This is a genomic window from Vibrio eleionomae (assembly GCF_009874545.1).
Lineage (GTDB): Bacteria > Pseudomonadota > Gammaproteobacteria > Enterobacterales > Vibrionaceae > Vibrio > Vibrio nitrifigilis.
This window is the reverse complement of the sequence record NZ_WEKT01000038.1, coordinates 1-25,899: the sequence shown is the minus strand read 5'-3', so window position 1 is coordinate 25,899 and position 25,899 is coordinate 1. Positions and strand designations below refer to the sequence as shown.

Below are 25,899 nucleotides of genomic sequence, written 5' to 3'. Positions count from 1 at the left end.
AGACGGTAAAAGACGTTAATGGACTGTAAGTTATTGATTTATTGTTATTGCAGGCAAGAAAAAAGACGCCCGAGGACGTCTTTAAACTATGATTTGGTGGAGCTGGCGGGAGTTGAACCCGCGTCCGAAAATCATTCATCTTTGGTACTACATGCTTAGTCGATCTTTAATTTCACCACCGCCTGCGAACCGACACGCTAACGAATGGCTAACCTGAATTATATCTTACGCTTCATCCCTCAGGTGGGGGAATCCACGCCAGCTTGTTTGGGTTTGACCATCTGAACTCCCCGTCCTACAAGCGGAGGCTAGGGCAGATGGGCTCTTAGCAGGTTATTAAGCTGCTAGTGCGTAGTTTTCGTCGTTTGCGACTATTTTTTTGCGGTTTGTTAACGAGGCCTACCGCACCTCGGCATGCACCTCAGACTGCAAAATTCCCGTCGAATCCTAAATCAGCCCCAGGTTGTTAAGGAGCATACTAACAGAATCTAAATTTCTGTCTAGCTCCCTAAGTTCAAGTGGTTACAATTAACGCAATCCACTTTTCATAATTCGTGCTTTTTGACGTTGCCAATCTTGTTCTTTCAGGGTGTCACGTTTGTCGTGAAGTTTTTTACCCTTCGCCACACCGATCTTGATTTTTGCCCAAGAGCGAGACCAATACATTGCTGTGGCAACCAGTGTCATCCCTTCGCGGTTAACTCGACCAAACAGATTGTCTAGTTCGCGACGTGATAATAACAGTTTACGAATGCGCGTTGGGTTAGCGACTACGTGAGTTGAAGCTTGTTGCAATGGAATGATACTCATACCAGAGATAAATGCTTCTCCGTCACGCAGATAGACATAACTTTCTGCGATATTCGCTTTGCCCTGGCGAAGTGACTTAACTTCCCAGCCTTGAAGCTCGATTCCCGCTTCGATTTCATCTTCGATGAAATACTCGTGACGAGCTTTTTTGTTTAGCGCGATAGTATTGCTACCCGCTTTATCTTTTGATTTCTTCTTTGCCATAGTGGGCGCATTATACGGATTAGTTAAGGTGATGAAAACGCTTTTCTTTATCTTGATACTTGGTGTCTCATTCTGTCAATGAACTCTTTTTGCCTGTTTACGTAACAACTAATACAAGCATTGGAAACGGTGTAGGTTTCGTTCTTTGATTTTATGAAGCGACCTTGTTCAGTGCGCTTTTCGGCTTACCTTTAAGTTGAGGGCAATTTTTTTCTTTTCAAGGGGCGCAGCATCTTGATTGAGGTATTTATGGCAGAAACTTGAGCAATGTGAGGGATGCCAGTACAATCGCTGCGCCGGACTGTCTGGGAAAATCATGAGGAGTATAGATGAATCAAGTAAGTCGTTCTGCGTTAGTCTCTTTCAGTGCAGAGCAGATGTTTCATCTGGTCAACGATGTCGCGAGCTATCCTGAGTTTCTTCCGGGGTGTTCTGGATCGCGGGTTATTGAGTCCACCAATGAAAAGATGGTGGCATCGGTCGATGTATCGAAGGCAGGTATTAAGAAGACCTTTGTGACACGTAATGAATTACGTGACGGCGAAGCGATCCTCATGGATTTGGTGGATGGTCCATTTAAATCGTTAAAGGGCGGTTGGTATTTTACCCCGCTTGATGAGCATGCATGCAAAGTGGAACTCAAGTTAGAATTTGAGTTCTCTAGCAAAATGATTGAGATGGTCTTTGGTAAGATTTTTAATGAATTGACCAATAATATGGTGAATGCGTTTACCCAACGAGCAAAACAGGTGTATTAATCGTGAACATCGATAGTGACATGATTCATGTAGAAGTGGTTTATGCGTTGCCTCATGAGCAGCGAGTCATCAACTTAGTTGTGAAAAGTGATCTGACGGTAGAAGAGATTATTAATAAATCTGGACTGCTAGAGATGTACCCTGAGATCGATTTAACGAAAAACAAGGTTGGGGTTTTTTCTCGTAACGTGAAGTTAGATGCCACTGTGCGTGATAGGGACCGGATTGAAATTTATCGCCCGCTAATCGCCGATCCTAAAGAAATTCGCCGCAAACGAGCTGAACAAGCCAAAGCGCAAGCGAATAATAAATAGTAATACCAATTTTCAAATACTAAAAAAGCTCGCTGATTGAAGCGAGCTTTTTGTTGGTATTGGCTTTTGAGCACACTGCCCAAACGTGCAGGCAGTCCAATCAAGATAACAGCGTGCGTTGCTGTTTTTGACTTCTAGTTGATTCCCTCGAAAAAGCTGTTGCCAGTTTTATAGTCACCCGCGATTTTCACCAACTTTCCTGAGTTGTTAAAGTTTACGATGAGGTTTTTCTGCACCACGTCACCGTGTCCTGGTTTGTGGTGATAAATATAGTACCAAGTATTTGGGTAGCCGTTTTCTACCAACATTGGTGAACCTAACACGTAACGTACTTGTTCTTTAGACATACCAAACTTCAGCTGATTCACTTCGCTTTGTTCAATATAGTTTCCTTGGTTGATGTCGATTCGGTAAACCAAACGTTCTACAACTGAGCAGCCAGACAATGCTGTCACGGCTAAAGGGAGGGCGATAAGCCACTTGGTAAACTGCATATTCAAAATTCTGTATTTATTGGACTCAAAAACTTGGCTGATAATAAACAAGCTTGAAGCAGAAGTAAAAACTTCAAACGTTCCCTGAGCAATTTAAGACTGCGAATTTTGCGTTTGGTTGCAAAGAATGACAAAAAAACTCGCTTTTTTTAAAGAAAAAGGTGGGGGGATACAAGCGTGAAACGAAGACAAGAGCAGGATAAGCCTGCTCTTTTAAAGATGGTTACTTATTGATTAGCCATGTTTCTCAAACAAGAGGGCCAGAATTATGCAGCAATCAATAGTTCTTTAGCGTTTGCTAAGGTGGTTTCTGTAATTTGGCTGCCACCTAATAAGCGTGCTAATTCTTCAATACGCTGCTCTTCGTTGAGTTTGAGCATTTGAGTTTCCGTCATTCCACCTTTGGTCTGTTTGGCGACAAACATCTGGTTATGACCACAACCTGCAACTTGAGGAAGGTGAGTGACACATAATACTTGGGTTGATTCGCCTAGTTTACGCAGCATTCGCCCAACAACTGCGGCAGTTGGACCGGAAATGCCCACGTCAACTTCATCGAAAATTAGACTAGGGGTGTCCACTTTTTGTGCAGTAATCACTTGGATTGCTAGTGACATACGTGATAGCTCACCTCCAGATGCTACTTTCGCAATAGGTTGAACAGGTTGTCCTGGGTTGGTGGAAACCAAGAATGTGACGGCATCAAATCCTAACGGTGATGGGTGCCCTTGGTTATTCACTTCAATTTTAAATTGAGCTTTTTCCATACTCAGTTCATGCATACTCTGCGAAATCAATTTATCGAGCTCTTTAGCATAGCGACAACGTGATTTATGCAGTTTTTCCGCTTGCTTGATAAAACGTTGGTACTTTTCTTCTACTTCTTCTTCGTATTGCGCCATTTTTTCATCGGAGCAATCCAAGGCAGAAATTTGGTTGAGTAAATCTTGATGGTGGTTATACAGCTCTTCCGGTTGCACATGATGTTTGCGAGCGAGAGACATAATGCGTGAATAGCGTTGCTCAACATATGCCATACGTTCGGGATCGACATCGATGCCATCTAGATAGTTACGTAGTTCGTTGTTGGCTTCTTCAAGCTGAATCATTGCCTCTGCCACCATATTAGGTAGAGACGCAAGTGTATTGTCCAATTCTGCGAGCTCTATCAGGGTGCTACTGGCTGATTGGAGAATGCTTAAGGCATTGACCTCTTTACCTTCATAAATCAGCTCTATGGCTTTCTGACAGTTAATCGCAAGATCGCCGCTATTAGATAAGCGTTTATATTCTTGTTCCAGTTCAGCAAACTCCTCTTCACCAATGGCAAGTTCATTGAGCTCTTTAATTTGGTATTCGAGGAGTTGTAGCTGAGCTAGGTTTTGCTGGCTATTCTCTTTGAGTTGTTTTAATTGGTTGTTGGCTTGGCGCCAATCTTGGTAGTTGAGGCGTGTTTTTTTCAACAGTTCAGTGTGGCCTGCATATTGATCAAGCATGGTGAGCTGATATTCATTTTTCATCAATTGCTGGTGAGCATGTTGACCATGAATATTGATCAGTAGCTGGCCAAGTGCTTTCAGTTGTGAAAGTGGTACTGGGCTGCCGTTAACAAACGCACGAGAACGTCCTTCTTTCGTAATGGTACGACGTAAAATACATTCGTTACCGTCAAGAAGGTCGTTATCCTCAAGCCAGCGGGTAGCGTTGACGTTGTTATCGAGAATAAAGGTGGCGCAGACTTCAGTTTTGTCTTCACCTTGTCGGACAATGCTGGCTTCGGCGCGTGCGCCAAGACATAAGCCTAAAGCATCAATAGCGATAGATTTACCCGCACCGGTTTCACCTGTAATGGTGGTCATGCCTGATGCGAGTTCAAGTTGCAAAGATTTCACAATTGCGAAGTTATTTACACTTAGATGAGCCAGCATTTTATTGCACCTGTATAGTTGAACAATACTGTATAAGAAAACAGTATATACTGTTTCTTTATACAGTAAAGATGATCAGATGAAATTTTTCTGGTTTATTGAGCAGAGAAATCACACGGATTATAAAAGTGTGAACTGGCTCAAAATGACAAAAGAAGGAACAAAGCCCTTCTTTTGTTTTTGATGAGCGGCGAATGTGGTTGTTAAAACAGTTTGCTTGACCAACCCAGTTTGTTTCGCAACACGTGGTAGTAGTTGTAATCTTTTGGATGAATCAATTTTAATACATTGGGGCTTTGATAGACGTGTACTTCATCACCCGGTGAAACAGGAAGTGTCACTTGCCCATCACAGCTCACTTCTTGATTGAGAGAGTTGTTCGGCGAAACGACCAATTTAATTCGGCGATTACCATCAACGACTAACGGGCGACACGACAAGGTGTGTGGAAACATTGGCACCAAAGTGATCGCATTTAAGCTTGGCGATAAAATAGGGCCACCGCCGGAGAGTGAATAAGCGGTTGAACCTGTTGGTGTTGAGACAATCAATCCATCAGAACGTTGTGAAAATGCAAAGTTATTATCAATGTACACTTCAAATTCAATCATGCGGGCAATTTTACCCGGATGTAACACGGCTTCGTTCAACGCTGAATTATGACTTTTAATTTGTCCGTGGCGATGTACTTCGGCTTCGAGCAAGAAGCGATCTTCTTCAAGGTATTCGCCATCAAGCACATTTTTTAGACCTTCACATACTTCATCGGGATTAAGGTCGGTTAAGAAACCAAGATTACCTCGGTTTACACCAATAACGGATATATCGAAACGAGAGAGCACTCGGGCAGCGCCTAACATGTTTCCATCGCCACCAACCACGATGGCTAAATCGGCCTTCTTCCCTAAATCTAAAATAGGCGCAAATTGCTTTTCTGGTATGTCCGGTAATATATCGGCCAAACGGTCATCAATAAATACAGGATAACCAAGGGAAGTTAACCACTGGTAAAGTTCACTGTGCGTTTGAATTGCGTGCTGATCTCGTGGTTTACCAATGATGGCGATCACTTCAAATGGTTTTTTCATGTGTTTTCCAACCTATTTAGGCTTGAATCAGAAATCTTCATCCCCATAATAAAGGCAAGTCATACTTTTATGCGAATTTTTGTGTCACGAAACGTACGAGAATTCAATTCCTAACCACATAGAGAGTGGAATTCTGGAGATATCATGAGCAACGAAGAAAACAAAATCCAAGAAGAAGAGCTGCAGCAAGAGCAAGCGGTTGAGGTTGAAGCTGAAGCCGTAGGTACTGATGCTGATATCGATTGGAATGAAGAGGCTGCCCAAGAAGGTGAAGTCGTTGATGAGCAAGAAGATAAAATTGCTCAGTTAGAAGCGGCGTTATTGGCTAGTGAAGATCGTGTGAAGGAACAGCAAGAGTCTGTACTTCGTGCGAAGGCGGACGTGGAAAACATGCGTCGTCGTACAGAGCAAGAAATCGATAAAGCACGTAAATATGCGTTGAATCGTTTTGCAGAAGAGTTACTGCCGATTGTCGATAACCTAGAGCGTGCGATTCAAGCCGCTGACGCTGAAAATGAAGTAGTGAAGCCACTACTTGAAGGTGTTGAACTAACACACAAAACTTTCGTTGATACTATCGCTAAATTTGGCGTTAAAGAGATCAACCCTGAAGGTGAAACCTTTAATCCTGAATTTCATCAGGCAATGTCGATTCAAGAAAGCCCAGATCATGAACCAAATACAGTGATGTTTGTGATGCAAAAAGGCTACGAATTGAATGGTCGTGTGATTCGTCCAGCAATGGTTATGGTGTCTAAATAACTTTTTGTTCGAACAAACACTGAGCTGACGGAAAGGGCTAGGAAAATTACCTAGCCTTTTTTATTGGCTGAAAACAGTGAAATGGGTATGAATACCAACAAGAAAGGCGACTGCAATGAATGCAGTCGCCTTTAGTTTTATTGACAGGCAGTCAATTAATTACATTTTGTAAGTAAGGTTCAAGCCGTAAGTACGGGTTTGGCCTACAGAAGCGCGTACAGGGCTACTTGATTTAAGTAGGATAATATCTGCGTTAGCAAGGTTTTTAATGTAGCTATCGATAGTTAAATCACCCCAAGTGTAACTTAGGCGTGCATCAGCAGTCATGTAATCGCCAGCTTTGTAGTCGCTGTCGTTATCTAGATCTGAGTAGTATTCACCTACGTATTTCGCATCAGCTCCGAACGAGAAGTTTTCGCCAATGTACTGAGTGAAACCAACACTTACGTTAGTGTGTGGTGCATATGGTAGTTCGTCACCGTCACCTGCGTTGTTATTGTCGATTTTAGAGTTCATCAAACCGGCACCAGTACGCAGCATTAGGTTATCGGTTGCCCAATACGTCCCTTCTAGTTCGATACCGTATGTGTGTGATGAATCAACGTTAGTGATGATTGAGTTTGATTGTGCTTGGTAATCACTGTAATCGTTATAGAACAAGTTTGTTGCTAAGCTTGCGCGGTTACCAAACTGAGTTTTAGAGGTTAACTCATAAGCCCAAACCGTTTCTTTTGAATATTGATAGTAAACACCAGTGGACATAGTCGCACCTGCTCCACCTGCGTTATAACCACGACGAATGTTACCACCCACTGTGGTGCTGTCGGTGACATCGTAAGTCATACCGACTTTAGGCAGGAATATGGTGTCGCTGTCATCTTGATCAATATCGTGCGCAGATGTTCCTCTTGGGTTGTACACCATGTCACGGTCAGTGGTGTTGTGCTCTAAACGACCACCACCAATCAAATTCCATACAGGAGTAAGTGCGTAAGTTGCTTCTCCGTAAATAGCAGATACTTGGTTTTTCGCCGAGCTATCAAAACTGGTGTAGGAACTCATCGCATTATCAACAGTAAAATTATTTTTCTCATGTTGGAAATACAAACCAGTCATGCCAGACCATGCTGAACCAGGTACTGCAAAGTTAACACGGTCATCCAACGTGAAGGTATATAGTTTGTTATCTAACTGAGTTTTATTTAATGGATATTGGTAGAACGTAATATGATCTAACTGGTAATCCATGTGCAGTAAGTTAGAAATACCATTATCAAAATCATAATTGATATCGGTGGCAATTGTATGGATGGACGTATCCTGAATACGAGTGTTACCGTTTTGGGTGCTGGCTAAAGTTTGAGTTTGAGAGCCGTAATCGTCATCACTGTCATTTACCCAAGTCAGGAATTCACCTTTATACTTATGGTAGTTGTAAGTCAGTTTGGCGGATAGACCAGGGATCGCGCTAGGTTCCCAAAGTAACTTAGAGCGAACATTTAAGTTTTTAGCATCATTGACATCCGGGCCAGTGTCTAGCTCATCATCATTTTGAGCGTAGTTTAACCAGCCTTCACCAGTTGAACCATCGACAGCAACACGCCATGCCAATTCATTATCGATAATAGGCGCATTGAACATGACTGCCATGTTCTTTTTAAAGTTGCCATTTTCGTAGTTTTCTAAACCGCCACGAACTGCGGCTTCGTATTCATAAGTTGGATCGTTAGTGGTTTGAACCAGTGCACCACCAATCGCGTTAGTCCCTTGTGAAGTGGATTGTGGACCACGCAATACTTCAACACTTTTGGCATCCCAAAGACCTGATGGAGAGTAGCTATAACCTGTCCAACGTTGAGTTACGCCATCAACAATAGTAGCAACTCGTGAACGGCTACCAGTTAGGTAAGCATATTGACCAGTCGCTGCGCCAGTACCAGAAATACCGCGAATGGTAATGTTACCAAATCCCTCTGAAACCACGTTTGGTGCCAAAGTGACGATGTCGTTAATTTGTTTGTATTGACCATTTGCAAGTTGGTCTGAATCAATAACGGTTACGGCAGTTGTGGTGTGTTTTAAATCTTTGTTGGTTTTTTCGCCAGTAACGGTGATGGTGTCCATCGCTTCTACCGAATTGGTGTTTTCTGCAGAGACAGCGAGGGGAGCATAAAAGAGAGGCGCTGTTCCTAATACAGATGCGATGATCCACTTAAGATAACTCGGTTTACCGAAAGCTGGAGAGGTGAACTGATCGTTCATTACTGACTTTCCTTATTAGTGATATTGAATAGACAATTTTTGAACGATAAATGCAATGAGAATTATTATCAATATCAAAATCATTTAAATGATAGAAAAGTCAGTTTTTTGATAATAAAGAATCGGTTTGGATCACGATTTTGCGTGGAACAAAATCGAATTTTTGTACTAAGGCAACATAAGGTAGGGGTAAATTAGGGATGTGTCTTACCTAAATTAGGGATGAAAAAATTTGTTACGTGATAAATAAAGGAGGGTATCTATTGTTTTTTGATTCATTATTTTTAGAGGAAAACCTAGCCATTTATTTCATTTTTATCATTCAAAGATCCTTTAAAAAAAGCAATTAGCCTCTATTTAATGATTAAGATTGATGAATTATTCATCTTTCACGGAGAATCTGGCGAAAAAAAACGAAGAAATTGGTTTTTTTTTCATTGGTTCCCTTGAAAAGGATATTTATGCCCTTATCTATGTGGGCATAGAGAAGCAAACTTAAAAGTTTAGTTTGTGAGTAAGGGTTGAAAGCCCATTCTCCATCCCCACATAAGGGGATATAGCCAAACGAACAATTGAATTATTCGGAGATAGCCTGATGGGTAAAATCATTGGTATTGACTTAGGTACTACTAACTCGTGTGTTGCTGTACTAGACGGCGACAAACCTCGCGTAATTGAAAATGCAGAAGGTGAACGTACAACTCCTTCTATCATCGCGTACACAGACGGTGAAACTCTGGTTGGTCAACCTGCAAAACGCCAAGCTGTTACAAACCCTGAAAACACGCTATTCGCAATTAAGCGTTTGATCGGTCGTCGCTTTGAAGATAAAGAAGTTCAACGTGACATCGAAATCATGCCTTACAAAATTGTTAAAGCTGACAATGGCGATGCATGGGTTGAAGCTCGCGGTGAAAAAATGGCTGCACCTCAAGTTTCTGCAGAAGTTTTGAAAAAAATGAAGAAAACTGCAGAAGATTTCCTAGGTGAAGAAGTGACTGGCGCAGTAATCACTGTACCTGCTTACTTTAACGATGCTCAACGTCAAGCAACAAAAGATGCTGGCCGTATCGCTGGTCTAGAAGTTAAACGTATCATCAACGAACCTACAGCAGCTGCTCTTGCTTATGGTCTTGACCAAAAAGGCGGTGACCGCACTATCGCTGTATACGACCTTGGTGGTGGTACATTCGATATCTCAATCATCGAAATCGATGAAGTAGATGGCGAGAAAACATTCGAAGTTCTTTCAACCAACGGTGACACTCACTTAGGTGGTGAAGACTTTGATACTCGCTTGATCAACTACTTGGCCGAGCAGTTCAAAGCTGAGCAAGGTATCGAACTTAAACACGATCCGCTTGCAATGCAACGTCTTAAAGAAGCTGCAGAAAAAGCGAAAATTGAACTGTCTTCAGCACAACAAACTGATGTAAACCTACCTTACATCACTGCTGATGCAACAGGTCCAAAACACATGAATATCAAAGTGACTCGTGCAAAACTTGAGTCTCTTGTTGAAGACCTAGTACAACGTTCTCTAGAGCCTATGAAAGTAGCTCTAGCAGATGCAGAGCTATCTGTAGGTGACGTGACTGACGTAATCTTGGTTGGCGGTCAAACACGTATGCCTATGGTTGGTAAAGCGGTTGCTGAATTCTTCGGTAAAGAAGCTCGCCGTGATGTGAACCCTGATGAAGCAGTAGCAATGGGTGCTGCAGTTCAAGGTGGTGTACTTGCTGGTGACGTAAAAGACGTTCTTCTTCTTGACGTAACTCCTCTGTCTCTTGGTATCGAAACCATGGGCGGTGTGATGACTAAACTGATTGAGAAAAACACAACTATCCCAACAAAAGCGCACCAAGTGTTCTCAACTGCAGAAGACAACCAAAGCGCAGTGACTATCCACGTACTGCAAGGTGAACGTAAGCAGGCGACTTACAACAAGTCTCTTGGTCAGTTCAACCTAGAAGGCATTAACCCTGCACCACGTGGTATGCCTCAAATCGAAGTGACTTTCGACCTTGATGCGGATGGTATCTTGCACGTGTCTGCAAAAGACAAACAAACTGGTAAAGAACAAAACATCACTATCCAAGCTTCCGGTGGCCTAAGTGATGAAGACATCGAAAAAATGGTTCAAGAAGCAGAAGCTAACAAAGAAGAAGATAAAAAATTCGAAGAGTTAGCGACTGCACGTAACCAAGCTGACCAAATGATTCACGCAACAAACAAACAAGTTGCTGAAGCAGGCGATGCTCTACCAGCAGAAGACAAAGAAAAAATTGAAGCAGCTGTAAAAGAACTTGAAACAGCTCGTAACGGTTCAGACAAAGCTGAAATCGATGCGAAAGTTCAAGCGCTGATGACTGCATCTCAAAAATTAATGGAAATCGCTCAGCAAAAAGCTCAAGCAGAGCAAGGCGCTGAAGCAGGCGAACAACAATCTGCATCTTCTGATGACGACGTTGTTGATGCTGAATTCGAAGAAGTTAACGACGATAAAAAATAATCGTTAGTAACGAGGCGCTTGTTTAGGTAAGTTCATGATTTTATGACTGGACTTACCCTCTAAAACAGGCTTCTACTTCGATAACTCTTTATGATTTATGAAGAGTGATGAAGTTTGATGCGGGCGTTTGAGGTAACTCTTACGCCCGTATGTTTGTCCACATAGTGTGGCTATAGATAAGGCAAATGTGAGCAAAAGTATGTCGGATTGACCGACAAGATGCTTTATCTATATCAATACAAACACCGAGCGGCTCAGCCCGTTTGCAGTAATAATTGGTGACTAAGAATATGTCGAAACGTGATTTTTACGAAGTATTAGGCGTTAGCCGTGATGCCTCAGAGCGCGATCTTAAAAAGGCGTACAAACGTCTAGCGATGAAGTACCACCCAGACCGTAATCCGGGTGATGAAAGTGCTGCGGATAAGTTTAAAGAAGTAAAAGAAGCGTATGAAATTCTGACCGATCCACAGAAAAAAGCAGCGTATGACCAATACGGCCATGCAGCCTTTGAACAAGGCGGTGGTGGTGCTGGTGGCTTTGGCGGCGGCTTCGGTGGCGGTGGCGCGGACTTTGGCGACATCTTTGGCGATGTATTTGGTGATATTTTTGGCGGTGGTCGTCGCGGTGGCGGCGGTGGTTTCCGTGCTCAACGTGGCGCAGATCTTCGTTACAATATGGAACTCACTCTCGAAGAAGCTGTACGTGGTTGCACAAAAGAGATCGAAGTTCCTACGCTCGTTGAGTGTGAAGTGTGTCATGGCTCGGGCGCTAAAAAAGGCTCTCAACCGCAAACGTGTCCAACTTGTCATGGTCATGGTCAAGTGCAGATGCGCCAAGGCTTCTTTACTGTGCAGCAAACCTGTCCAACTTGTCATGGTAAAGGCAGTATCATTAAAGACCCTTGTGATGCTTGTCATGGTGAAGGTCGCGTACAAAAAACGAAAACACTTAACGTTAAAATTCCAGCAGGTGTGGACACTGGCGACCGTATTCGTTTATCAGGCGAAGGTGAAGCTGGAGAACACGGCGCACCAGCCGGTGACCTGTATGTTCAAGTTCATGTAAAAGAACATGCGATTTTTGAACGTGACGGTAACAACCTACATTGTGAAGTGCCAATTAGCTTTGGTATGGCGGCATTAGGTGGTGAAGTGGAAGTACCTACTCTTGATGGTCGCGTTAACTTGAAAGTGCCTGAAGAAACGCAAACTGGCCGTATGTTCCGTATGCGTGGTAAAGGGGTTAAGAGTGTTCGTGGTGGAGCTCAAGGTGACTTGATTGTGAAGCTGGTAGTGGAAACCCCAGTGAAGCTAAGTGCTCGCCAGAAAGAATTGCTTCGTGAATTGGAGGATTCTTGCTTGGGGGAGGACGGCAATAAGCACAAACCCAAGTCGGAAGGTTTCTTCAAAGGTGTGAAGAAATTCTTCGATGACCTAACGAGCTAAATATCGATATCGTATCCATCCGATACTAAAAGACCAGTTGCGGCAACGCTCTGGTCTTTTTTGATCTTGGTGATTTTTCTGCCTATTGCCAGCATTTTTCTGGGTGAATCTCGCCAGATTCGGCAAGGCTTAACCTAGTATACGTGTCCCCATTACAACGATCTCTACGTTGGCCGCTACTCGCCTGAGGAATGGCAGAAATAAGGTAGTCATCAGGCGATATTGTTATTTCAATACGATAGCGTTCTGGTGATGTGCGGCAGAATTGGTTGCAGATTCCGCTGTCCATAATCGCATCTGGATTTTCCCTATTTTGCTCGATATACAGCTGAATTCTTGCCATATCGTTTATGGCTTGTTGCCGGTAGCTTTTCTTTACATATTGGCTATAGCTTGGATAAGCCACCGAGGTTAATACACCGATAATGATCACAACAATCAACAATTCGATCAGCGTCATGCCCTGAGATTGATTGGATACGTCGTTACAGCCATTTTTACGAATCATCTCCAGCCCTTTTTCTTACCTGCCGTTAAACCAGACCATTATTGATAGGCTGATACTTTAGTGGATTGCGTTTTAGTTGTGGTGAGGATTTCTGAGAAATGCGTCGCGGGTTTACTTTATTGGAATTATTGATTGGCCTATGTGTGGTGAGTTTATTAATGCTACTTGGTGGGCTGGGCTCGGGGTATCTATTACAACAGACGAGAATGACGTCCGCAGCCCATGATCTAGCTGCATTTGTTAATACGGCAAAAGCCATGTCGATAAAGCAACGGCAAACGCTCACTATTTCGATAATTCGAACTAATGGAACCTCTGCATGGCTGCTGGAATTAACGGAGCAAAACCCTAACCTCAACAGTAAGCCATTACTGATTTTAGATGGTGCAAGGTATCCTCATGTGGCGCTTAATGCCCGATATGCTGAGGCGCAGCTATTACTATTTGGTCAAAGAGGAAAGTTAAGTAATGGCCACTTTGAGTTTTTCATCAGTTCAAATAAGGCATTGAAACTTATTACTTCTTACGGTGGTGGCCGATTACGAATCTGTGGTAAAGAGGAATCCGTATATGGTTATCCTAGTTGCTAAATCTCAAGGCTTTTCATTATTGGAAATTTTGGTGGCTCTTGCCCTTTCTTCACTCGCGTTAACCAGTTTATCCGCTTATTTTCTTCAAACTCATCATTCGTTACTGACTCTTCAACAACCTCTCGTATTGCAACAGCATGTTGAGCAATCATTGCACTCTTTAACGATTGATCTGCATAGAGCGGGTTACAATTCGCAGGAGGGGAAAGCTGCCACGTTTACAGATGTCACACATGTTGTAGCGGTCAGCAATGATCATCGCTCTTTTGGTGTGGTCTACTTTCAACCTGATGAAGTAACCACCGCTGCCTATTTTCATGTTGTTTATCGTTATGATCCCGAAAATCAGAACTTGCTCGTTTGTGAAAGGGAATCTGCCATTTTATTGAGTTTCAGCGAAGTCGTTCAATCTACCCGCATCGCTCCTTGTTACCAAATATTCGACGGTAGCTACATAAAATTAAAAGATTTTGTCGTCGATAGTCAGGCTATTTCTCAAGGCATGGAGATTCGTCAATGGATAACAGTTAATTACCGAGCAGCATTGACGTCACACCCTGACATAGCGTTTTCAAACCATTGGAGTCAATGGGGGACGAACGGATATTTTGTTACGCCAGAAGGGGTAAGGTCGTGGTAGCAAGGACCGGATATTTATCGAAACAGAGTGGCGCGGCATTACTTTTGGTGGTGATCCTGCTTTTAATGGCATTACTTGCTCTGACTGCAACGGCTTACCAAACGCAATTGTTTCACTTAAAGCAGGCTAAAAATTATGGTCAATTGATGAATTCTCGCTGGCAGGCTTTAGGAATGGTCAACTGTGCTAAAGAGGGCTTGAAGCAGCAGGGGAGACACTTCAATTTGGATGTGTGCCAATCATATGGTCTAGAGGGGGCGTTACATTGGCAAGATAGCCAACTTGAAAGCCTGGTTGGACACTATCGTGTTGAGCAGCAGATACATTGGCATAATGATATCGCGTATCAAATCCAAGGTGGCTTTTATGAATATTAAACGCCATCAGGGAATAGGATTAATCGAAGTATTAGTGACGATGTTGCTCATTTCACTCAGTGTACTGGGCTTAATGAAGAGTCACCTTTATTTGCTACAACATCAGGATGCGGCTCTGGTTAAGCAGCATGCGTACCAAGTCGCTCACGAACAGTTGTCTGAGTGGCAACGGCAAAGTTATTCAGAAACATGGTTTGATGAACGGTTACATTCGGGCCATTCAGTCGTGGATGCTTACACGATGCATTGGCGAGTCAGCTCTTTGATGAACGCTCATCTTAAATTAGTCGAGTTGAAGGTAAGTTGGAACGATAAACAGTTTGGCGAACAATCAATAGAAATAAAAACGATATATCAACGAGGTGTTTTGCCGATATATCGTCCTACTTTATCTCAAGATGGTTAATCTTCAGCGAGCAAACGAGCTGCGTGAAATTCTAAGTGCTCGCCAATAAAAGTTTGAATAAAGAAATAGCTATGGTCATACCCTGGCTGCATCCGCAGCGTCAGCGGTACTTGTTGCTTTTGGGCAACGTCAACTAATGTTTGTGGTTTTAGCTGTTCTTCTAAAAAGCCATCAGCATCACCTTGGTCTACCAAAATAGGCAGTTTAGTCGAAGCGTGTTTGAGTAATTCAACGGCATCGTATTGTTGCCACGTTGATTTATCTTCTCCTAGATAGTGACGAAATGCCTTTTCACCCCAAGGAACCGTTGTTGGATGACAAATTGGACTGAATGCTGAAATGGACACATAACGTTCTGGATTACGTATGCCGATAGTTAATGCCCCATGTCCGCCCATGCTGTGGCCAGCAATGGCACGTTTGTCGGTAATTGGGAAATTGGCTTCGATAAGCTTAGGTAACTCGTCCACCACATAAGAATACATTTGGTAGTTTTTCTTCCATGGTTCTTGAGTGGCATTAAGATAGAAACCTGCGCCTAAACCAAAGTCGTAACTGCCTTCGGGATCATCGGGTACACCTTCACCGCGCGGGCTAGTATCCGGTACCACGATGGCGATACCAAGTTCTGCCGCTTTATGGAATGCCGCGGCCTTTTGCATAAAGTTTTCATCAGTACAGGTTAAGCCTGATAACCAATATAAAACGGGAACAGGGGATGAAGATGTGGCTTTAAGAGGAAGAAATACGGCAAAGCGCATGTCACAGTTGAGCACAGCTGAATGGTGTTGATATTGTTTGTGCCAGCCGCCAAACACTTTCGCTTGGCTTAAATTGGTTAAATCCATAATCCAATCCTATTCGTTGCTGAAGTTGAGCGGTAAGCAAATTAGCCATACCGCATTGACGGTATGGCTTAAGCTTTATTGCTGTTCTACTAAGTGGATCACTGAGCGAATACTTTCGCCTTTGTGCATTAGGTCAAAGGCATCGTTAATTTCATCAAGGCTCATGGTGTGAGTGATGAATTCTTGCAGACCAAATTCACCGTTTAGGTATTGGTCTACAATTCCTGGTAGTTGTGAACGACCTTTCACACCACCAAATGCACTACCGCGCCATACCCGACCCGTTACCAATTGGAATGGGCGAGTTGAGATCTCTTGGCCTGCGCCAGCGACACCAATGACAACGGATTCACCCCAGCCTTTGTGACAGCACTCAAGAGCAGAACGCATCACGTTAACGTTACCGATACATTCGAAGGAGAAATCTACACCCCCGTCAGTCATTTCAACGATTACCTCTTGGATTGGTTTATCGTAGTTTTTAGAGTTGATGCAGTCGGTTGCGCCTAGCTTTTTCGCTAGTTCAAATTTGCTTTCGTTGATATCGATACCGATGATGCGGCTTGCGCCAGCCATTTTTGCACCGATGATGGCAGAAAGACCGATACCGCCAAGACCGAAGATAGCGACGGTATCGCCTTTTTGAACTTTTGCAGTGTTTAGCACCGCCCCCATACCGGTTGTTACACCACAGCCAAGCAGGCACACTTCTTCAAGTGGTGCAGCTTTGTTTACTTTAGCGAGTGAAATTTCAGGTAGAACGGTGTATTCAGAAAATGTTGAACAGCCCATATAGTGGAAAATAGGCTCACCATCTTTATAAAAACGAGTTGTTCCATCTGGCATTAGGCCTTTACCTTGAGTTTCGCGTACTGCAGAGCAAAGGTTGGTTTTGCCTGATTTACAGAATTTACATTCACCACATTCTGCGGTGTAAAGTGGGATTACGTGATCGCCTACTTCGACGCTAGTCACGCCTTCACCGACCATTTCAACAATACCGCCACCTTCATGACCAAGGATCGCTGGGAATACGCCTTCAGGATCATCACCAGATAAAGTAAATGCATCCGTGTGGCATACGCCGGTAGCAATGATTTTTACTAATACTTCGCCTTTGCGCGGCAGCATTACGTCGACTTCTTCAATTTTGAGTGGCTGGTTTGGCCCCCAAGCGACGGCCGCACGTGATTTAATGAATTTATCCTCAGACATGGTGTAATCCCTCATTGATATAATGTGACGTGATGCGACGAATGCATCTTACTTTGGATAAATATCAGTATAGTTATTCCAATTTGAATGATAATTAGGGCAAAATGAGAATAACTTTTACATATTAGTAATAATGAATGGAATTATGGCAAGTTGGGAAGGGGTAAATGAGTTTGTCACTGTGGCTGATACTGGGAGTTTTACTCAGGCAGCAAATCGATTATCGACGTCTGTGGCGAATGTTAGTCGGCGTGTGAATGCATTAGAGCAACGGTTGGGGGTTAAGTTGTTGCAAAGAACAACCCGCAAAGTCTCTTTGAGTGAAGCTGGGCAGTTATATTATTTGCAGTGTCGCTCATTGGTTGAAGGATTGGCTCAAGCAGAATTTGCAGTCACGCAAATGCAAGCAACGCCGAAAGGAAAAATTAAAGTGACCGCTCCGGTCACCTATGGTGAACGTAAAGTCGCCCCAATTTTGCATGACTTTCTTTTGAGTTATCCCGAGTTACAACTTGAACTGATTCTCACCAATAAAAAGCTCGATTTAATTGAGCAGGGAGTTGATGTGGCAATACGCCTTGGTCAACTCGAGGATTCTAGCTTTATTGCACGTAAGTTATGTAATCGCCAGTTATATGTCTGTGCTACTCCAGAATATTTAGCGCACAGCGGTACTCCTCATACTTTATCTGAGCTGAATTATCATCAGTGCTTAGTGGGCACTTACGATCATTGGCGGTTTAAGGTGAATGGTTATCCACGAAATCTGAAAGTCAGTGGGCGAGTCAACTGTAATAGCGGCTACGTGTTGCTTGATGCCACACTCAAAGGCATGGGGTTAGCCCAATTGCCCGATTATTATGTAAGTGATTACTTACAAAGTGGGCGTTTACAAGAGGTGCTCAGTAATTTAAAAGATGACCGGGAAGGAGTGTGGGCGTTATATCCCGAGAATCGGTTATTATCTCCTAAGATTCGCTTAATGCTCGATTATTTAGCTGAGCATTTAACCGATGCCTGAGCGCAAGAAACCAGAATGAAAACGGTTTGGTTAAAATGTTGGGGAATCGGTATAATCGCGCTCCCAAATGAAGAGAGACCACTATGACACAAGATGTTAGCCCATTTTCAGAACACGATGTCGCTTTTATGCGCCGAGCCATGGAGCTAGCTCATCAAGCGGAACTAGAGGGAGAAGTGCCGGTAGGAGCTGTGTTGGTCAAAGATGGTGACATTATTGCTGAAGGACGAAACCAGTCTGTAGGCAGTCATGATGCGTCTGGACATGCAGAAATTCAGGTCATTCGCGCTGCGGGACAAGCTTTGCAAAATTACCGTCTACTGGATACGACGCTCTATGTCACGCTTGAGCCTTGCCCGATGTGTGCAGGGGCTCTGTTGCATAGCCGGGTTAAACGTATTGTGTATGGCGCGCCTGATCTAAAAGCGGGTGCAGCTGGAACGGTGCTTAACCTATTTGATAGTCAAGCCTCTTACCATTACGCCACTATTGAGTCTGGGTTATTAGAAGAAGAGTGTCGAGCACAATTACAACAGTTCTTTAAACGTCGTCGTAAAGAGATTAAAGCGAAAAGACAGGCAGAGAAATTGCGTTTAGTAGAACAGGAAAATAAACAAGGTAATGAAAAAGAAGGGTAGTGAGCAAACATCTACTCAAAGGTAGATGTTTGCGGGTCTATAAGTATCAGCAGACAAATTGTACGAACGCTCTATGACGAGCAATCACTTTTTTCTTATTGTTCGCTAACATGCGACGACGACGATTGGCTGATACGGCTTTTTTAAAGAGTTTTGATTGTTGTCTACGTTTAAGCATATAACAACCTCCTATGTTTAAGCACAGATATAAAACTCTATCGTTTCAGACCTCCCACTGGCCTAGTGTCTTTCTGTACAACATTCATCGGTGTACCAACCGTTGTTTATCTATCCTTTAGGGTTGAACGCGCCTTTTTGCACTTTTACTTGCGATACTCCCTAAGACAGATTTATCAGTGATACGGTTACCGTTCTTTTCTGGTATGACACCCACGCGTTACATCTCGTGTGGGCTGATGTTTGCCGTATTATCAGTGATGAATACTAAGTCAGATTTGTTCATTCCTTACACGCACTACGTCGTTGCTCAAATAATGGTATTCCATCTTGAGGCGCGTAATCTGTCGTGCTTCCGAAATGTTCAAAAAGAAGAGATTCTGAACTGGCTTATTATTATCTGTTTATATTGCTATCTGTTAATAATGAATATGTATCAAAGTTATAGATATCGATACAAAAAGGCTCGCAAGCTATGTCCTATATGGGGGCAATTTCTTGCGAGCTCAATACCTTTGTATGGCTTTTATTGCTAAAGATCAAGTGATAATTATGTGACAACTCTGGTTTTTATTGGGCTTTTTCGGATGTGGTCACATCTTCATCTTGTTGAGTATCATTTTGATCCGTTTGGTCGTCACCTAGCACTGTTTTATCATCAGTAATCGGGGCAACAGAAATGACCGTTAAATCATCAGTGCTCGCATCGGTCGGAAGAATCTGTTTCTGTTCCAAATGACCAATAATACTTTGGTAATAACGGCGAATATTCTCCACATAGACAAGTGCTTCATCACCCCGTGCGTAACCGTATTGTGTCTCACGGAAATAGCGTTTTTGGCGCAATTGAGGTAAGCGGTCTTTTACGTCTGTCCATGAGTTAGGATCGCCACCTTGTAGTTTGGTGAGGCGGCGAGCATCCATCATATGGCCGTAACCGACATTGTATGAAGCTAGCGCAAACCAAATTTTTTCGTGTTCAGGAATCGTATCTGGGATTCGACTGACCATCCGATGCAAATAGGATACGCCACCACGCACCGATTGTTCTGGATTTAAGCGATTAACAACACCCACGCTGCGTGCAGTTGGTAGGGTTAGCATCATCATACCGCGTACGCCTGTTGGTGATTTTGCTCGAGGGTTCCAATGTGATTCTTGGTAGGCGACTGCCGCGATTAAGCGCCAATCAAATTCTCCGGAATATTTTTGAAATAGTGGAGCCCACTTCAGCAGGCGTGTATCTAAAGCGCGAATAAATGCTCGCGTATCCACGTAATCGAACGTGCCGATATGGCCAATATATTTTTCTTCTAAAGAGGCAAGATAACCTGACTGTTTTAAGTTGCCGAAAAACTCGATCATCAATGCGTAAAGGCTTTCGTCATCAGATTTACGCATAAACCAAGAGATAGGTTGGTCTTCTGTCATTTCAAAGGCAACGGCCAGATCGGGATAAACACGTTGCGCGAGAGAGACCTGTACCGAGTCGGCCATGGTGAACATTAGGTCACCTTGGGAGACTTGCTTAAGAAGATCATTAATGTCTGAGTTCTTATCGACATTAAAGCGAAAATTGGGATAGGTGTGTTTGAGCATCGATAAGGTGCTCTCAAAATGAGAATCCTCAACGACACTTAAAATTGGCTTACCATCGGTTTCTTTGTCTAATTCGTCTTGGTGATCGATCAATTGCTCAATCGTTCGTGGTCGCCACTGATTTTTTTGATACACCAATTGTTGCGACACATAGTAGTAAGCTGGGCCTGCTCGAAATTCGTTAACGCGCTCGGGCGATTGGCTTAATCCCGCCGCGATGATGTCGATTTCGCCGTTTTTTAATGCGGGGAACAAACTAGAAAGGCGATAGGCTGGTTTTATTTCTAATTTCACACCTAATTCACGTGCGAATTCACGGGTAAGCTCGTAATCTAACCCGGCTGGACCATCTGTACCAATATAGTAGGAGAGTTGGTTGTTAAGTGTTCCCACTCGTAAAACGCCACGCTCACGAATTTGGTCGAGTTCGCTTTTCGGATCTGAGTCGATCTGGCAACCTGCTAACAAAAGGGTGATGAAAATGAGAAGCAGGGTGCGGCTCAGTGTATCGGAAGAAAGCTTTGTCATTAATTCGGTATCTCTTTACTGCTATTGTGGCCTTTATATCAAAGGCGGCTCTTTTGGCAAAGTTCTGACACACCAGTACGCCATGTATGTTGTGTTCGGTAAGTATACCCATTAACGCAGAGTTTTTGTCATATTGTCGCGTTAAATATGATGTAAGATCACGCACCACCGATTTAAAATACCTCTAATTAGTCAGTTTTTTTAATGACTTAAAGGGATAGAGACCCCTCCTATTTTTGTGCATTCTTTGTGGATTGGTGAAAGGGTGTACGATTTGTCGTCAAAACGGGCAAATTTCAAAATTCATAAAAAAAATGACGCAAACGGTTGCTTTTGGTGTTACGTCACAAAAAAAAATCCTCTATAATGCGCACGCATAGCAGAGATGAAATTGGTATATGTTTAGTTTTTAAACTTTAACTTACTGTTTAGATTAAATTTATTCCAATTTCTATCTCATTCACTAGTTAATAGAGACCTAAGCACATGAGAATTTTGCGTGGTTCCCCAGCTCTTTCAGAGTTTCGAGTTCAAAAATTGCTTGAGACTTGCCGTGAACAAAACCTACCTGTGACAGACATCTATGCTGAGTTTATGCACTTTGCTGACCTTAGCACTGAACTGAACAGTCAGGAAATTGAAAAGCTTGAAAAGCTGTTAACTTACGGCCCAACAATTCAAGAACACGAGTCTCAAGGTCAGCTACTTCTTGTGACTCCTCGTCCAGGCACTATTTCTCCTTGGTCTTCTAAATCAACAGATATTGCACACAACTGTGGTCTAGATGCTGTATTACGTTTAGAACGCGGTACGGCTTACTATATTCAATCAGAGCAACCTCTGACTGACGAACAAGTTCAAGCGGTTAAAGCGCTTATCCACGATCGTATGATGGAAGTGGTGTTTACTGAACTTGAAGCCGCAGAAGCTTTATTTAGCCACGCAGAACCAGCACCATTGACTCCAGTTGATATTTTAAATGGCGGTCGTGTTGCGCTTGAAGAAGCAAACGTTTCCCTTGGTCTTGCTCTTGCAGAAGACGAAATTGACTACCTAGTTGAGAACTTCACTAAGCTTGGTCGTAACCCGAACGACATCGAACTGATGATGTTTGCTCAAGCAAACTCAGAGCACTGTCGTCACAAGATCTTTAATGCAGATTGGACTATCGATGGCGTGAAGCAAGATAAGTCGCTGTTCAAAATGATCAAGAACACCATGGAAACTCACCCAGATTACGTGCTATCTGCATACAAAGATAACGCGGCAGTAATGGAAGGTTCTAAAGTGGGTCGTTTCTTCCCGAACCCAGACAGCAACGAATACGGTTACCATCATGAAGATGCACACATCTTGATGAAAGTGGAAACGCACAACCACCCAACGGCTATCTCTCCATGGCCGGGCGCATCGACAGGTTCAGGCGGCGAAATCCGTGATGAAGGCGCAACGGGTATCGGTGGTAAACCGAAAGCTGGTCTGGTTGGTTTCTCGGTATCTAACCTACGTATTCCTGAATTTGTTCAACCTTGGGAAACCGATTTTGGTAAACCAGGTCGTATCGTTAATGCGCTAGACATCATGCTAGAAGGCCCTCTTGGCGGCGCGGCATTTAACAACGAATTTGGTCGTCCAAACTTACTTGGTTACTTCCGTACTTACGAAGAAAAAGTCACCTCTCACGCTGGTGACGAAATCCGTGGTTACCACAAGCCAATCATGATTGCTGGTGGTATGGGTAACATCCGTGATGAACACGTACAGAAAAAAGAGATCCCAGTTGGTGCGAGCCTAATCGTACTGGGTGGACCTGCAATGAACATCGGTCTTGGCGGTGGTGCTGCGTCTTCAATGGCGTCTGGCCAATCAGCTGAAGATTTGGATTTTGCTTCTGTTCAACGTGAAAACCCAGAAATGGAACGTCGTTGTCAGGAAGTGATCGACCGTTGTTGGCAGATGGGTGAAGCGAACCCTATCGCGTTTATCCACGATGTGGGCGCAGGCGGTATCTCTAACGCATTGCCAGAGCTTGTCGATGATGGCGGCCGTGGTGGTAAATTCCAACTACGTGACGTACCAAACGACGAACCGGGAATGAGCCCTCTAGAAATTTGGTGTAACGAATCTCAAGAACGTTATGTTTTGGCTGTTGCGCCAGAAAACATGGAGCGTTTCGATGCGATTTGTAAACGTGAACGCGCACCATACGCAGTGGTTGGTACGGCAACAGAAGAGCGTCATCTAACTCTAGAAGACTCACACTTCGACAATACGCCAATTGACATGCCAATGGACATTCTACTTGGCAAGCCGCCAAAAATGTCTCGTGAAGCAACGACGGCGAAAGTGACTGGTACGGCAGTTGACCGTTCTGGTATCGAAATCAACGAAGCGGTTGACCGCGTACTGCGTCTTCCAGCTGTTGCTGAGAAAACCTTCCTTATCACCATCGGTGACCGCAGCGTAACGGGCTTGGTTGCTCGTGACCAAATGGTCGGTCCTTGGCAGGTGCCAGTGGCGAACTGTGCGGTAACTGCAGCAAGTTACGACACTTACCACGGTGAAGCGATGTCAATGGGTGAGCGCACTCCAGTTGCTCTTCTAGACTTCGGCGCTTCTGCTCGTCTAGCAGTAGCAGAGTCGCTAACCAACATGGCAGCGACTGACATCGGCGATCTAAAACGCATTAAGCTTTCTGCAAACTGGATGTCTCCAGCAGGTCACCCTGGTGAAGATGCTGGTTTGTACGAAGCAGTGAAAGCAGTAGGTGAAGAGCTATGTCCTGCACTGGGTCTAACGATTCCTGTTGGTAAAGACTCAATGTCAATGAAGACTAAGTGGGAAGAGAACGGCGAACAGAAAGAAGTAACCTCTCCGCTATCTCTTGTGATCACAGCATTTGCTCGCGTTGAAGACGTGCGTAAGACAGTGACTCCACAACTTCGCACTGACAAAGGTGAAACCAGCCTAATCGCTATCGACCTAGGTAACGGTAAAAACCGCCTAGGTGCAACGGCTCTTGCTCAAGTTTACAAACAACTTGGCGACAAACCAGCAGACGTAGACAGCGCAGAACAGCTAAAAGGCTTCTTCAACGCTATCCAAACCTTGGTTCGTAACGACAAACTGATCGCTTACCACGATAAAGGCGACGGTGGCTTGTTTGTGACTCTAGCTGAAATGGCGTTCGCAGGTCACTGTGGTATCCAAGCGGATATCGCGAAATTGGGTGATGATGCACTGGCTGCACTATTCAACGAAGAATTGGGTGCGGTTGTTCAAGTGGCGAACACTGAGCTTGACGATGTATTGGCAACTCTAGCGCAATTTGGTCTAGAAGCGTGTTCACACGTGATTGGCCAAGTAGAAGCAACTGACGCATTCGTTATCAAATCTGGCAACGACGTTGTGATTGACCGTTCACGCACTGAACTGCGTACTATCTGGGCAGAAACGACGCACAAAATGCAAGCACTACGTGATAACCCAGCGTGTGCTGACCAAGAATTCGCAGCGAAGAAAGACAACACAGACCCAGGTCTGAACGTGTCACTAAGCTTTGATGTGAACGAAGATATTGCAGCACCTTACATTGCAACTGGTGCGAAACCTCGCATGGCTATCTTGCGTGAGCAAGGCGTGAACTCTCACGTTGAAATGGCAGCAGCATTTGACCGTGCTGGCTTTGATGCCGTTGACGTTCACATGAGCGACATCCTGACTGGTAAAGCAGTACTTAATGAGTACAACGGTCTTGTGGCTTGTGGCGGCTTCTCTTACGGTGACGTACTAGGTGCTGGTGAAGGTTGGGCGAAGTCTGTTCTGTTTAACGCACAAGCGCGTGAACAGTTCCAAAACTTCTTCCACCGTGAAGATACCTTCTCTCTAGGTGTATGTAACGGCTGTCAAATGCTGTCAAACCTGAAAGATCTTATCCCAGGTGCTGACCTATGGCCTCGTTTCGTTCGCAACGAATCAGAGCGTTTTGAAGCTCGCTTCGCACTTGTTGAAGTACAGAAATCTGATTCCGTCTTCTTCGATGGCATGGCAGGTTCTCGACTACCTATCGCAGTTTCTCACGGTGAAGGTCGTGTAGAAGTTCGCGATGATGCGCACCTAACTGCGATTGAACAATCAGGTACAGTAGCGGTTCGTTACGTGGATAACTTCGGTAACGCAACGCAACAATATCCAAACAACCCGAACGGTTCACCAAACGCTATCACAGGTCTAACGACTGAAGATGGCCGTGTAACTATCATGATGCCGCACCCAGAACGTGTATTCCGTACTGTCGCGAACTCATGGCACCCAGATAACTGGGGCGAAAACGGCGCTTGGATGCGTATGTTCCAAAACGCACGTAAGAATCTTGGTTAATCCCAATATTCATTAAGTAAGATACAAAGTAGGCCCCGCTAATTAGCGGGGCTTTTTTGTGTTTGCTAATCGTTGATGTAACGGTATTCGTTGCTGTTAAAGTAAGTAATGCACTAGCTCCCTCCCTTTGGGGAGGGTTGGGGAGGGGGCTTACAGCGAGTCCGTGGCTTAGGAAATCGTGATATTGAAGTGTGTTTTTTAACTAGATGATTTAGAGATATATTTTTCTGAGAGATCGCTGAANTAACCCCTGTACAAAGTGGACATCGTTTACGTTTTAAACCGGGGACATGGTTTACACCTGTCCCTAGCTTAGTCGAACAATTCTCTTCTGTCTTTCATCCAATAATCCTATTTTCATGAAGGAAAAATAGACTTCACTGACATCATCA

The 25,899-nt window shown here is 43.9% G+C and carries 22 protein-coding genes and 1 other RNA gene; 12 read left to right on the top strand and 11 right to left on the bottom strand.

The genetic code is table 11. The features are described 5' to 3' along the window. Positions 1-94: 94 nt before the first annotated feature. Positions 95-460: a transfer-messenger RNA gene (gene ssrA, locus F9817_RS16805) on the bottom strand. 68 nt (positions 461-528) lie between these two features. After that, complete coding sequence (smpB, locus tag F9817_RS16800; protein ID WP_161157315.1) at positions 529-1,014, bottom strand: SsrA-binding protein SmpB; 486 nt, start codon at positions 1,012-1,014, stop codon at positions 529-531. Between the two features lie 329 nt (positions 1,015-1,343). On the opposite strand from smpB, the gene F9817_RS16795 reads away from it, so the two are divergent. Together F9817_RS16795 and F9817_RS16790 are read left to right on the top strand one after the other, a co-directional pair. Then, a complete protein-coding gene (locus tag F9817_RS16795) occupies positions 1,344-1,772 on the top strand; it encodes an SRPBCC family protein (RefSeq protein ID WP_161157314.1) in 429 nt (142 codons plus the stop codon). 2 nt (positions 1,773-1,774) lie between these two features. Beyond that, complete coding sequence (locus F9817_RS16790; protein ID WP_161157313.1) at positions 1,775-2,086, top strand: RnfH family protein; 312 nt, start codon at positions 1,775-1,777, stop codon at positions 2,084-2,086. Positions 2,087-2,220: 134 nt separating this feature from the next. Here F9817_RS16790 and bamE read toward each other — a convergent pair whose 3' ends face one another. From bamE to nadK, 3 genes are all read right to left on the bottom strand, one after another. Beyond that, positions 2,221-2,580, bottom strand: coding sequence for an outer membrane protein assembly factor BamE (gene bamE, locus F9817_RS16785; protein WP_161157312.1), 360 nt, complete (start codon positions 2,578-2,580; stop codon positions 2,221-2,223). A gap of 266 nt (positions 2,581-2,846) precedes the next feature. Beyond that, complete coding sequence (gene recN / locus F9817_RS16780; RefSeq protein WP_161157311.1) at positions 2,847-4,508, bottom strand: DNA repair protein RecN; 1,662 nt, start codon at positions 4,506-4,508, stop codon at positions 2,847-2,849. A 203-nt stretch (positions 4,509-4,711) separates the two neighbouring features. Beyond that, positions 4,712-5,596: an NAD(+) kinase gene (gene nadK, locus F9817_RS16775; RefSeq protein ID WP_161157310.1), complete on the bottom strand. Its 885-nt coding sequence runs from the start codon at positions 5,594-5,596 to the stop codon at positions 4,712-4,714. 144 nt (positions 5,597-5,740) lie between these two features. On the opposite strand from nadK, the gene grpE reads away from it, so the two are divergent. Next, positions 5,741-6,358: a nucleotide exchange factor GrpE gene (gene grpE / locus F9817_RS16770; RefSeq protein ID WP_161157309.1), complete on the top strand. Its 618-nt coding sequence runs from the start codon at positions 5,741-5,743 to the stop codon at positions 6,356-6,358. Between the two features lie 159 nt (positions 6,359-6,517). Here the strand turns inward: grpE and F9817_RS16765 are convergent, their stop codons facing one another. Further along, positions 6,518-8,620 (bottom strand): TonB-dependent receptor, encoded by a 2,103-nt coding sequence (locus F9817_RS16765; protein ID WP_161157308.1) that lies wholly within the window; start codon positions 8,618-8,620, stop codon positions 6,518-6,520. Between the two features lie 595 nt (positions 8,621-9,215). Here F9817_RS16765 and dnaK point away from each other — a divergent pair. Both dnaK and dnaJ read left to right on the top strand, forming a co-directional pair. Then, entirely contained in the window at positions 9,216-11,132 is a 1,917-nt protein-coding gene (gene dnaK / locus F9817_RS16760) for a molecular chaperone DnaK (RefSeq protein ID WP_161157307.1), read from the top strand. Positions 11,133-11,422: 290 nt separating this feature from the next. Further along, positions 11,423-12,580 carry a molecular chaperone DnaJ gene (gene dnaJ, locus F9817_RS16755; RefSeq protein WP_161157306.1) on the top strand — a complete coding sequence of 386 codons (1,158 nt, stop codon included), beginning with the start codon at positions 11,423-11,425 and terminating at the stop codon, positions 12,578-12,580. Between the two features lie 82 nt (positions 12,581-12,662). Here dnaJ and F9817_RS16750 read toward each other — a convergent pair whose 3' ends face one another. Further along, positions 12,663-13,088, bottom strand: coding sequence for a type IV pilin protein (locus tag F9817_RS16750; RefSeq protein WP_427916720.1), 426 nt, complete (start codon positions 13,086-13,088; stop codon positions 12,663-12,665). Positions 13,089-13,186: 98 nt separating this feature from the next. On the opposite strand from F9817_RS16750, the gene F9817_RS16745 reads away from it, so the two are divergent. From F9817_RS16745 to F9817_RS16730, 4 genes are read left to right on the top strand one after another with little or no spacing between them, the layout of a single operon-like run. Continuing rightward, positions 13,187-13,678 (top strand): GspH/FimT family pseudopilin, encoded by a 492-nt coding sequence (locus tag F9817_RS16745; protein WP_161157331.1) that lies wholly within the window; start codon positions 13,187-13,189, stop codon positions 13,676-13,678. Then, entirely contained in the window at positions 13,659-14,318 is a 660-nt protein-coding gene (locus tag F9817_RS16740; protein WP_161157305.1) for a prepilin-type N-terminal cleavage/methylation domain-containing protein, read from the top strand. The genes F9817_RS16745 and F9817_RS16740 overlap by 20 nt, the downstream gene beginning before the upstream one ends. Then, on the top strand, positions 14,312-14,695 hold the full coding sequence (locus F9817_RS16735; protein ID WP_161157304.1) for a hypothetical protein: 384 nt from the start codon (positions 14,312-14,314) through the stop codon (positions 14,693-14,695). The genes F9817_RS16740 and F9817_RS16735 overlap by 7 nt, the downstream gene beginning before the upstream one ends. After that, a complete protein-coding gene (locus F9817_RS16730) occupies positions 14,685-15,101 on the top strand; it encodes a type IV pilus modification PilV family protein (protein WP_161157303.1) in 417 nt (138 codons plus the stop codon). Before F9817_RS16735 ends, F9817_RS16730 begins: the two co-directional genes overlap by 11 nt. On the opposite strand, the gene fghA is transcribed toward F9817_RS16730, so the two are convergent. Then, positions 15,098-15,949, bottom strand: coding sequence for an S-formylglutathione hydrolase (gene fghA / locus F9817_RS16725; protein WP_161157302.1), 852 nt, complete (start codon positions 15,947-15,949; stop codon positions 15,098-15,100). The two genes, F9817_RS16730 and fghA, sit on opposite strands and share 4 nt — an antisense overlap. A gap of 75 nt (positions 15,950-16,024) precedes the next feature. Then, positions 16,025-17,164, bottom strand: a complete 1,140-nt coding sequence (locus F9817_RS16720) for an S-(hydroxymethyl)glutathione dehydrogenase/class III alcohol dehydrogenase (RefSeq protein WP_161157301.1) — start codon at positions 17,162-17,164, stop codon at positions 16,025-16,027. 145 nt (positions 17,165-17,309) lie between these two features. Here F9817_RS16720 and F9817_RS16715 point away from each other — a divergent pair, with 145 nt between their 5' ends. After that, complete coding sequence (locus tag F9817_RS16715; RefSeq protein WP_161157300.1) at positions 17,310-18,185, top strand: LysR family transcriptional regulator; 876 nt, start codon at positions 17,310-17,312, stop codon at positions 18,183-18,185. Positions 18,186-18,268: 83 nt separating this feature from the next. Beyond that, on the top strand, positions 18,269-18,823 hold the full coding sequence (gene tadA / locus F9817_RS16710; protein WP_161157299.1) for a tRNA adenosine(34) deaminase TadA: 555 nt from the start codon (positions 18,269-18,271) through the stop codon (positions 18,821-18,823). 46 nt (positions 18,824-18,869) lie between these two features. On the opposite strand, the gene F9817_RS24315 is transcribed toward tadA, so the two are convergent. Further along, on the bottom strand, positions 18,870-19,001 hold the full coding sequence (locus tag F9817_RS24315) for a hypothetical protein (RefSeq protein ID WP_268982039.1): 132 nt from the start codon (positions 18,999-19,001) through the stop codon (positions 18,870-18,872). Between the two features lie 569 nt (positions 19,002-19,570). Next, complete coding sequence (gene mltF, locus F9817_RS16705; protein ID WP_161157298.1) at positions 19,571-21,127, bottom strand: membrane-bound lytic murein transglycosylase MltF; 1,557 nt, start codon at positions 21,125-21,127, stop codon at positions 19,571-19,573. Between the two features lie 486 nt (positions 21,128-21,613). Between mltF and purL the strand changes: the two genes are divergently transcribed. Then, positions 21,614-25,507, top strand: coding sequence for a phosphoribosylformylglycinamidine synthase (gene purL, locus F9817_RS16700; protein ID WP_161157297.1), 3,894 nt, complete (start codon positions 21,614-21,616; stop codon positions 25,505-25,507). Positions 25,508-25,899 lie beyond the last annotated feature (392 nt).

Bases quoted from the DNA above. Each gene is read 5' to 3' on its own strand.
- smpB (WP_161157315.1), bottom strand. From the start codon at position 1,014: ATGGCAAAGAAGAAATCAAAAGATAAAGCGGGTAGCAATACTATCGCG.
- F9817_RS16795 (WP_161157314.1), top strand. From the start codon at position 1,344: ATGAATCAAGTAAGTCGTTCTGCGTTAGTCTCTTTCAGTGCAGAGCAG.
- bamE (WP_161157312.1), bottom strand. From the start codon at position 2,580: ATGCAGTTTACCAAGTGGCTTATCGCCCTCCCTTTAGCCGTGACAGCA.
- recN (WP_161157311.1), bottom strand. From the start codon at position 4,508: ATGCTGGCTCATCTAAGTGTAAATAACTTCGCAATTGTGAAATCTTTG.
- nadK (WP_161157310.1), bottom strand. From the start codon at position 5,596: ATGAAAAAACCATTTGAAGTGATCGCCATCATTGGTAAACCACGAGAT.
- grpE (WP_161157309.1), top strand. From the start codon at position 5,741: ATGAGCAACGAAGAAAACAAAATCCAAGAAGAAGAGCTGCAGCAAGAG.
- F9817_RS16765 (WP_161157308.1), bottom strand. From the start codon at position 8,620: ATGAACGATCAGTTCACCTCTCCAGCTTTCGGTAAACCGAGTTATCTT.
- dnaK (WP_161157307.1), top strand. From the start codon at position 9,216: ATGGGTAAAATCATTGGTATTGACTTAGGTACTACTAACTCGTGTGTT.
- dnaJ (WP_161157306.1), top strand. From the start codon at position 11,423: ATGTCGAAACGTGATTTTTACGAAGTATTAGGCGTTAGCCGTGATGCC.
- F9817_RS16750 (WP_427916720.1), bottom strand. From the start codon at position 13,088: ATGATTCGTAAAAATGGCTGTAACGACGTATCCAATCAATCTCAGGGC.
- F9817_RS16745 (WP_161157331.1), top strand. From the start codon at position 13,187: ATGCGTCGCGGGTTTACTTTATTGGAATTATTGATTGGCCTATGTGTG.
- F9817_RS16740 (WP_161157305.1), top strand. From the start codon at position 13,659: ATGGTTATCCTAGTTGCTAAATCTCAAGGCTTTTCATTATTGGAAATT.
- F9817_RS16730 (WP_161157303.1), top strand. From the start codon at position 14,685: ATGAATATTAAACGCCATCAGGGAATAGGATTAATCGAAGTATTAGTG.
- fghA (WP_161157302.1), bottom strand. From the start codon at position 15,949: ATGGATTTAACCAATTTAAGCCAAGCGAAAGTGTTTGGCGGCTGGCAC.
- F9817_RS16720 (WP_161157301.1), bottom strand. From the start codon at position 17,164: ATGTCTGAGGATAAATTCATTAAATCACGTGCGGCCGTCGCTTGGGGG.
- F9817_RS16715 (WP_161157300.1), top strand. From the start codon at position 17,310: ATGGCAAGTTGGGAAGGGGTAAATGAGTTTGTCACTGTGGCTGATACT.
- tadA (WP_161157299.1), top strand. From the start codon at position 18,269: ATGACACAAGATGTTAGCCCATTTTCAGAACACGATGTCGCTTTTATG.
- F9817_RS24315 (WP_268982039.1), bottom strand. From the start codon at position 19,001: ATGCTTAAACGTAGACAACAATCAAAACTCTTTAAAAAAGCCGTATCA.
- mltF (WP_161157298.1), bottom strand. From the start codon at position 21,127: ATGACAAAGCTTTCTTCCGATACACTGAGCCGCACCCTGCTTCTCATT.
- purL (WP_161157297.1), top strand. From the start codon at position 21,614: ATGAGAATTTTGCGTGGTTCCCCAGCTCTTTCAGAGTTTCGAGTTCAA.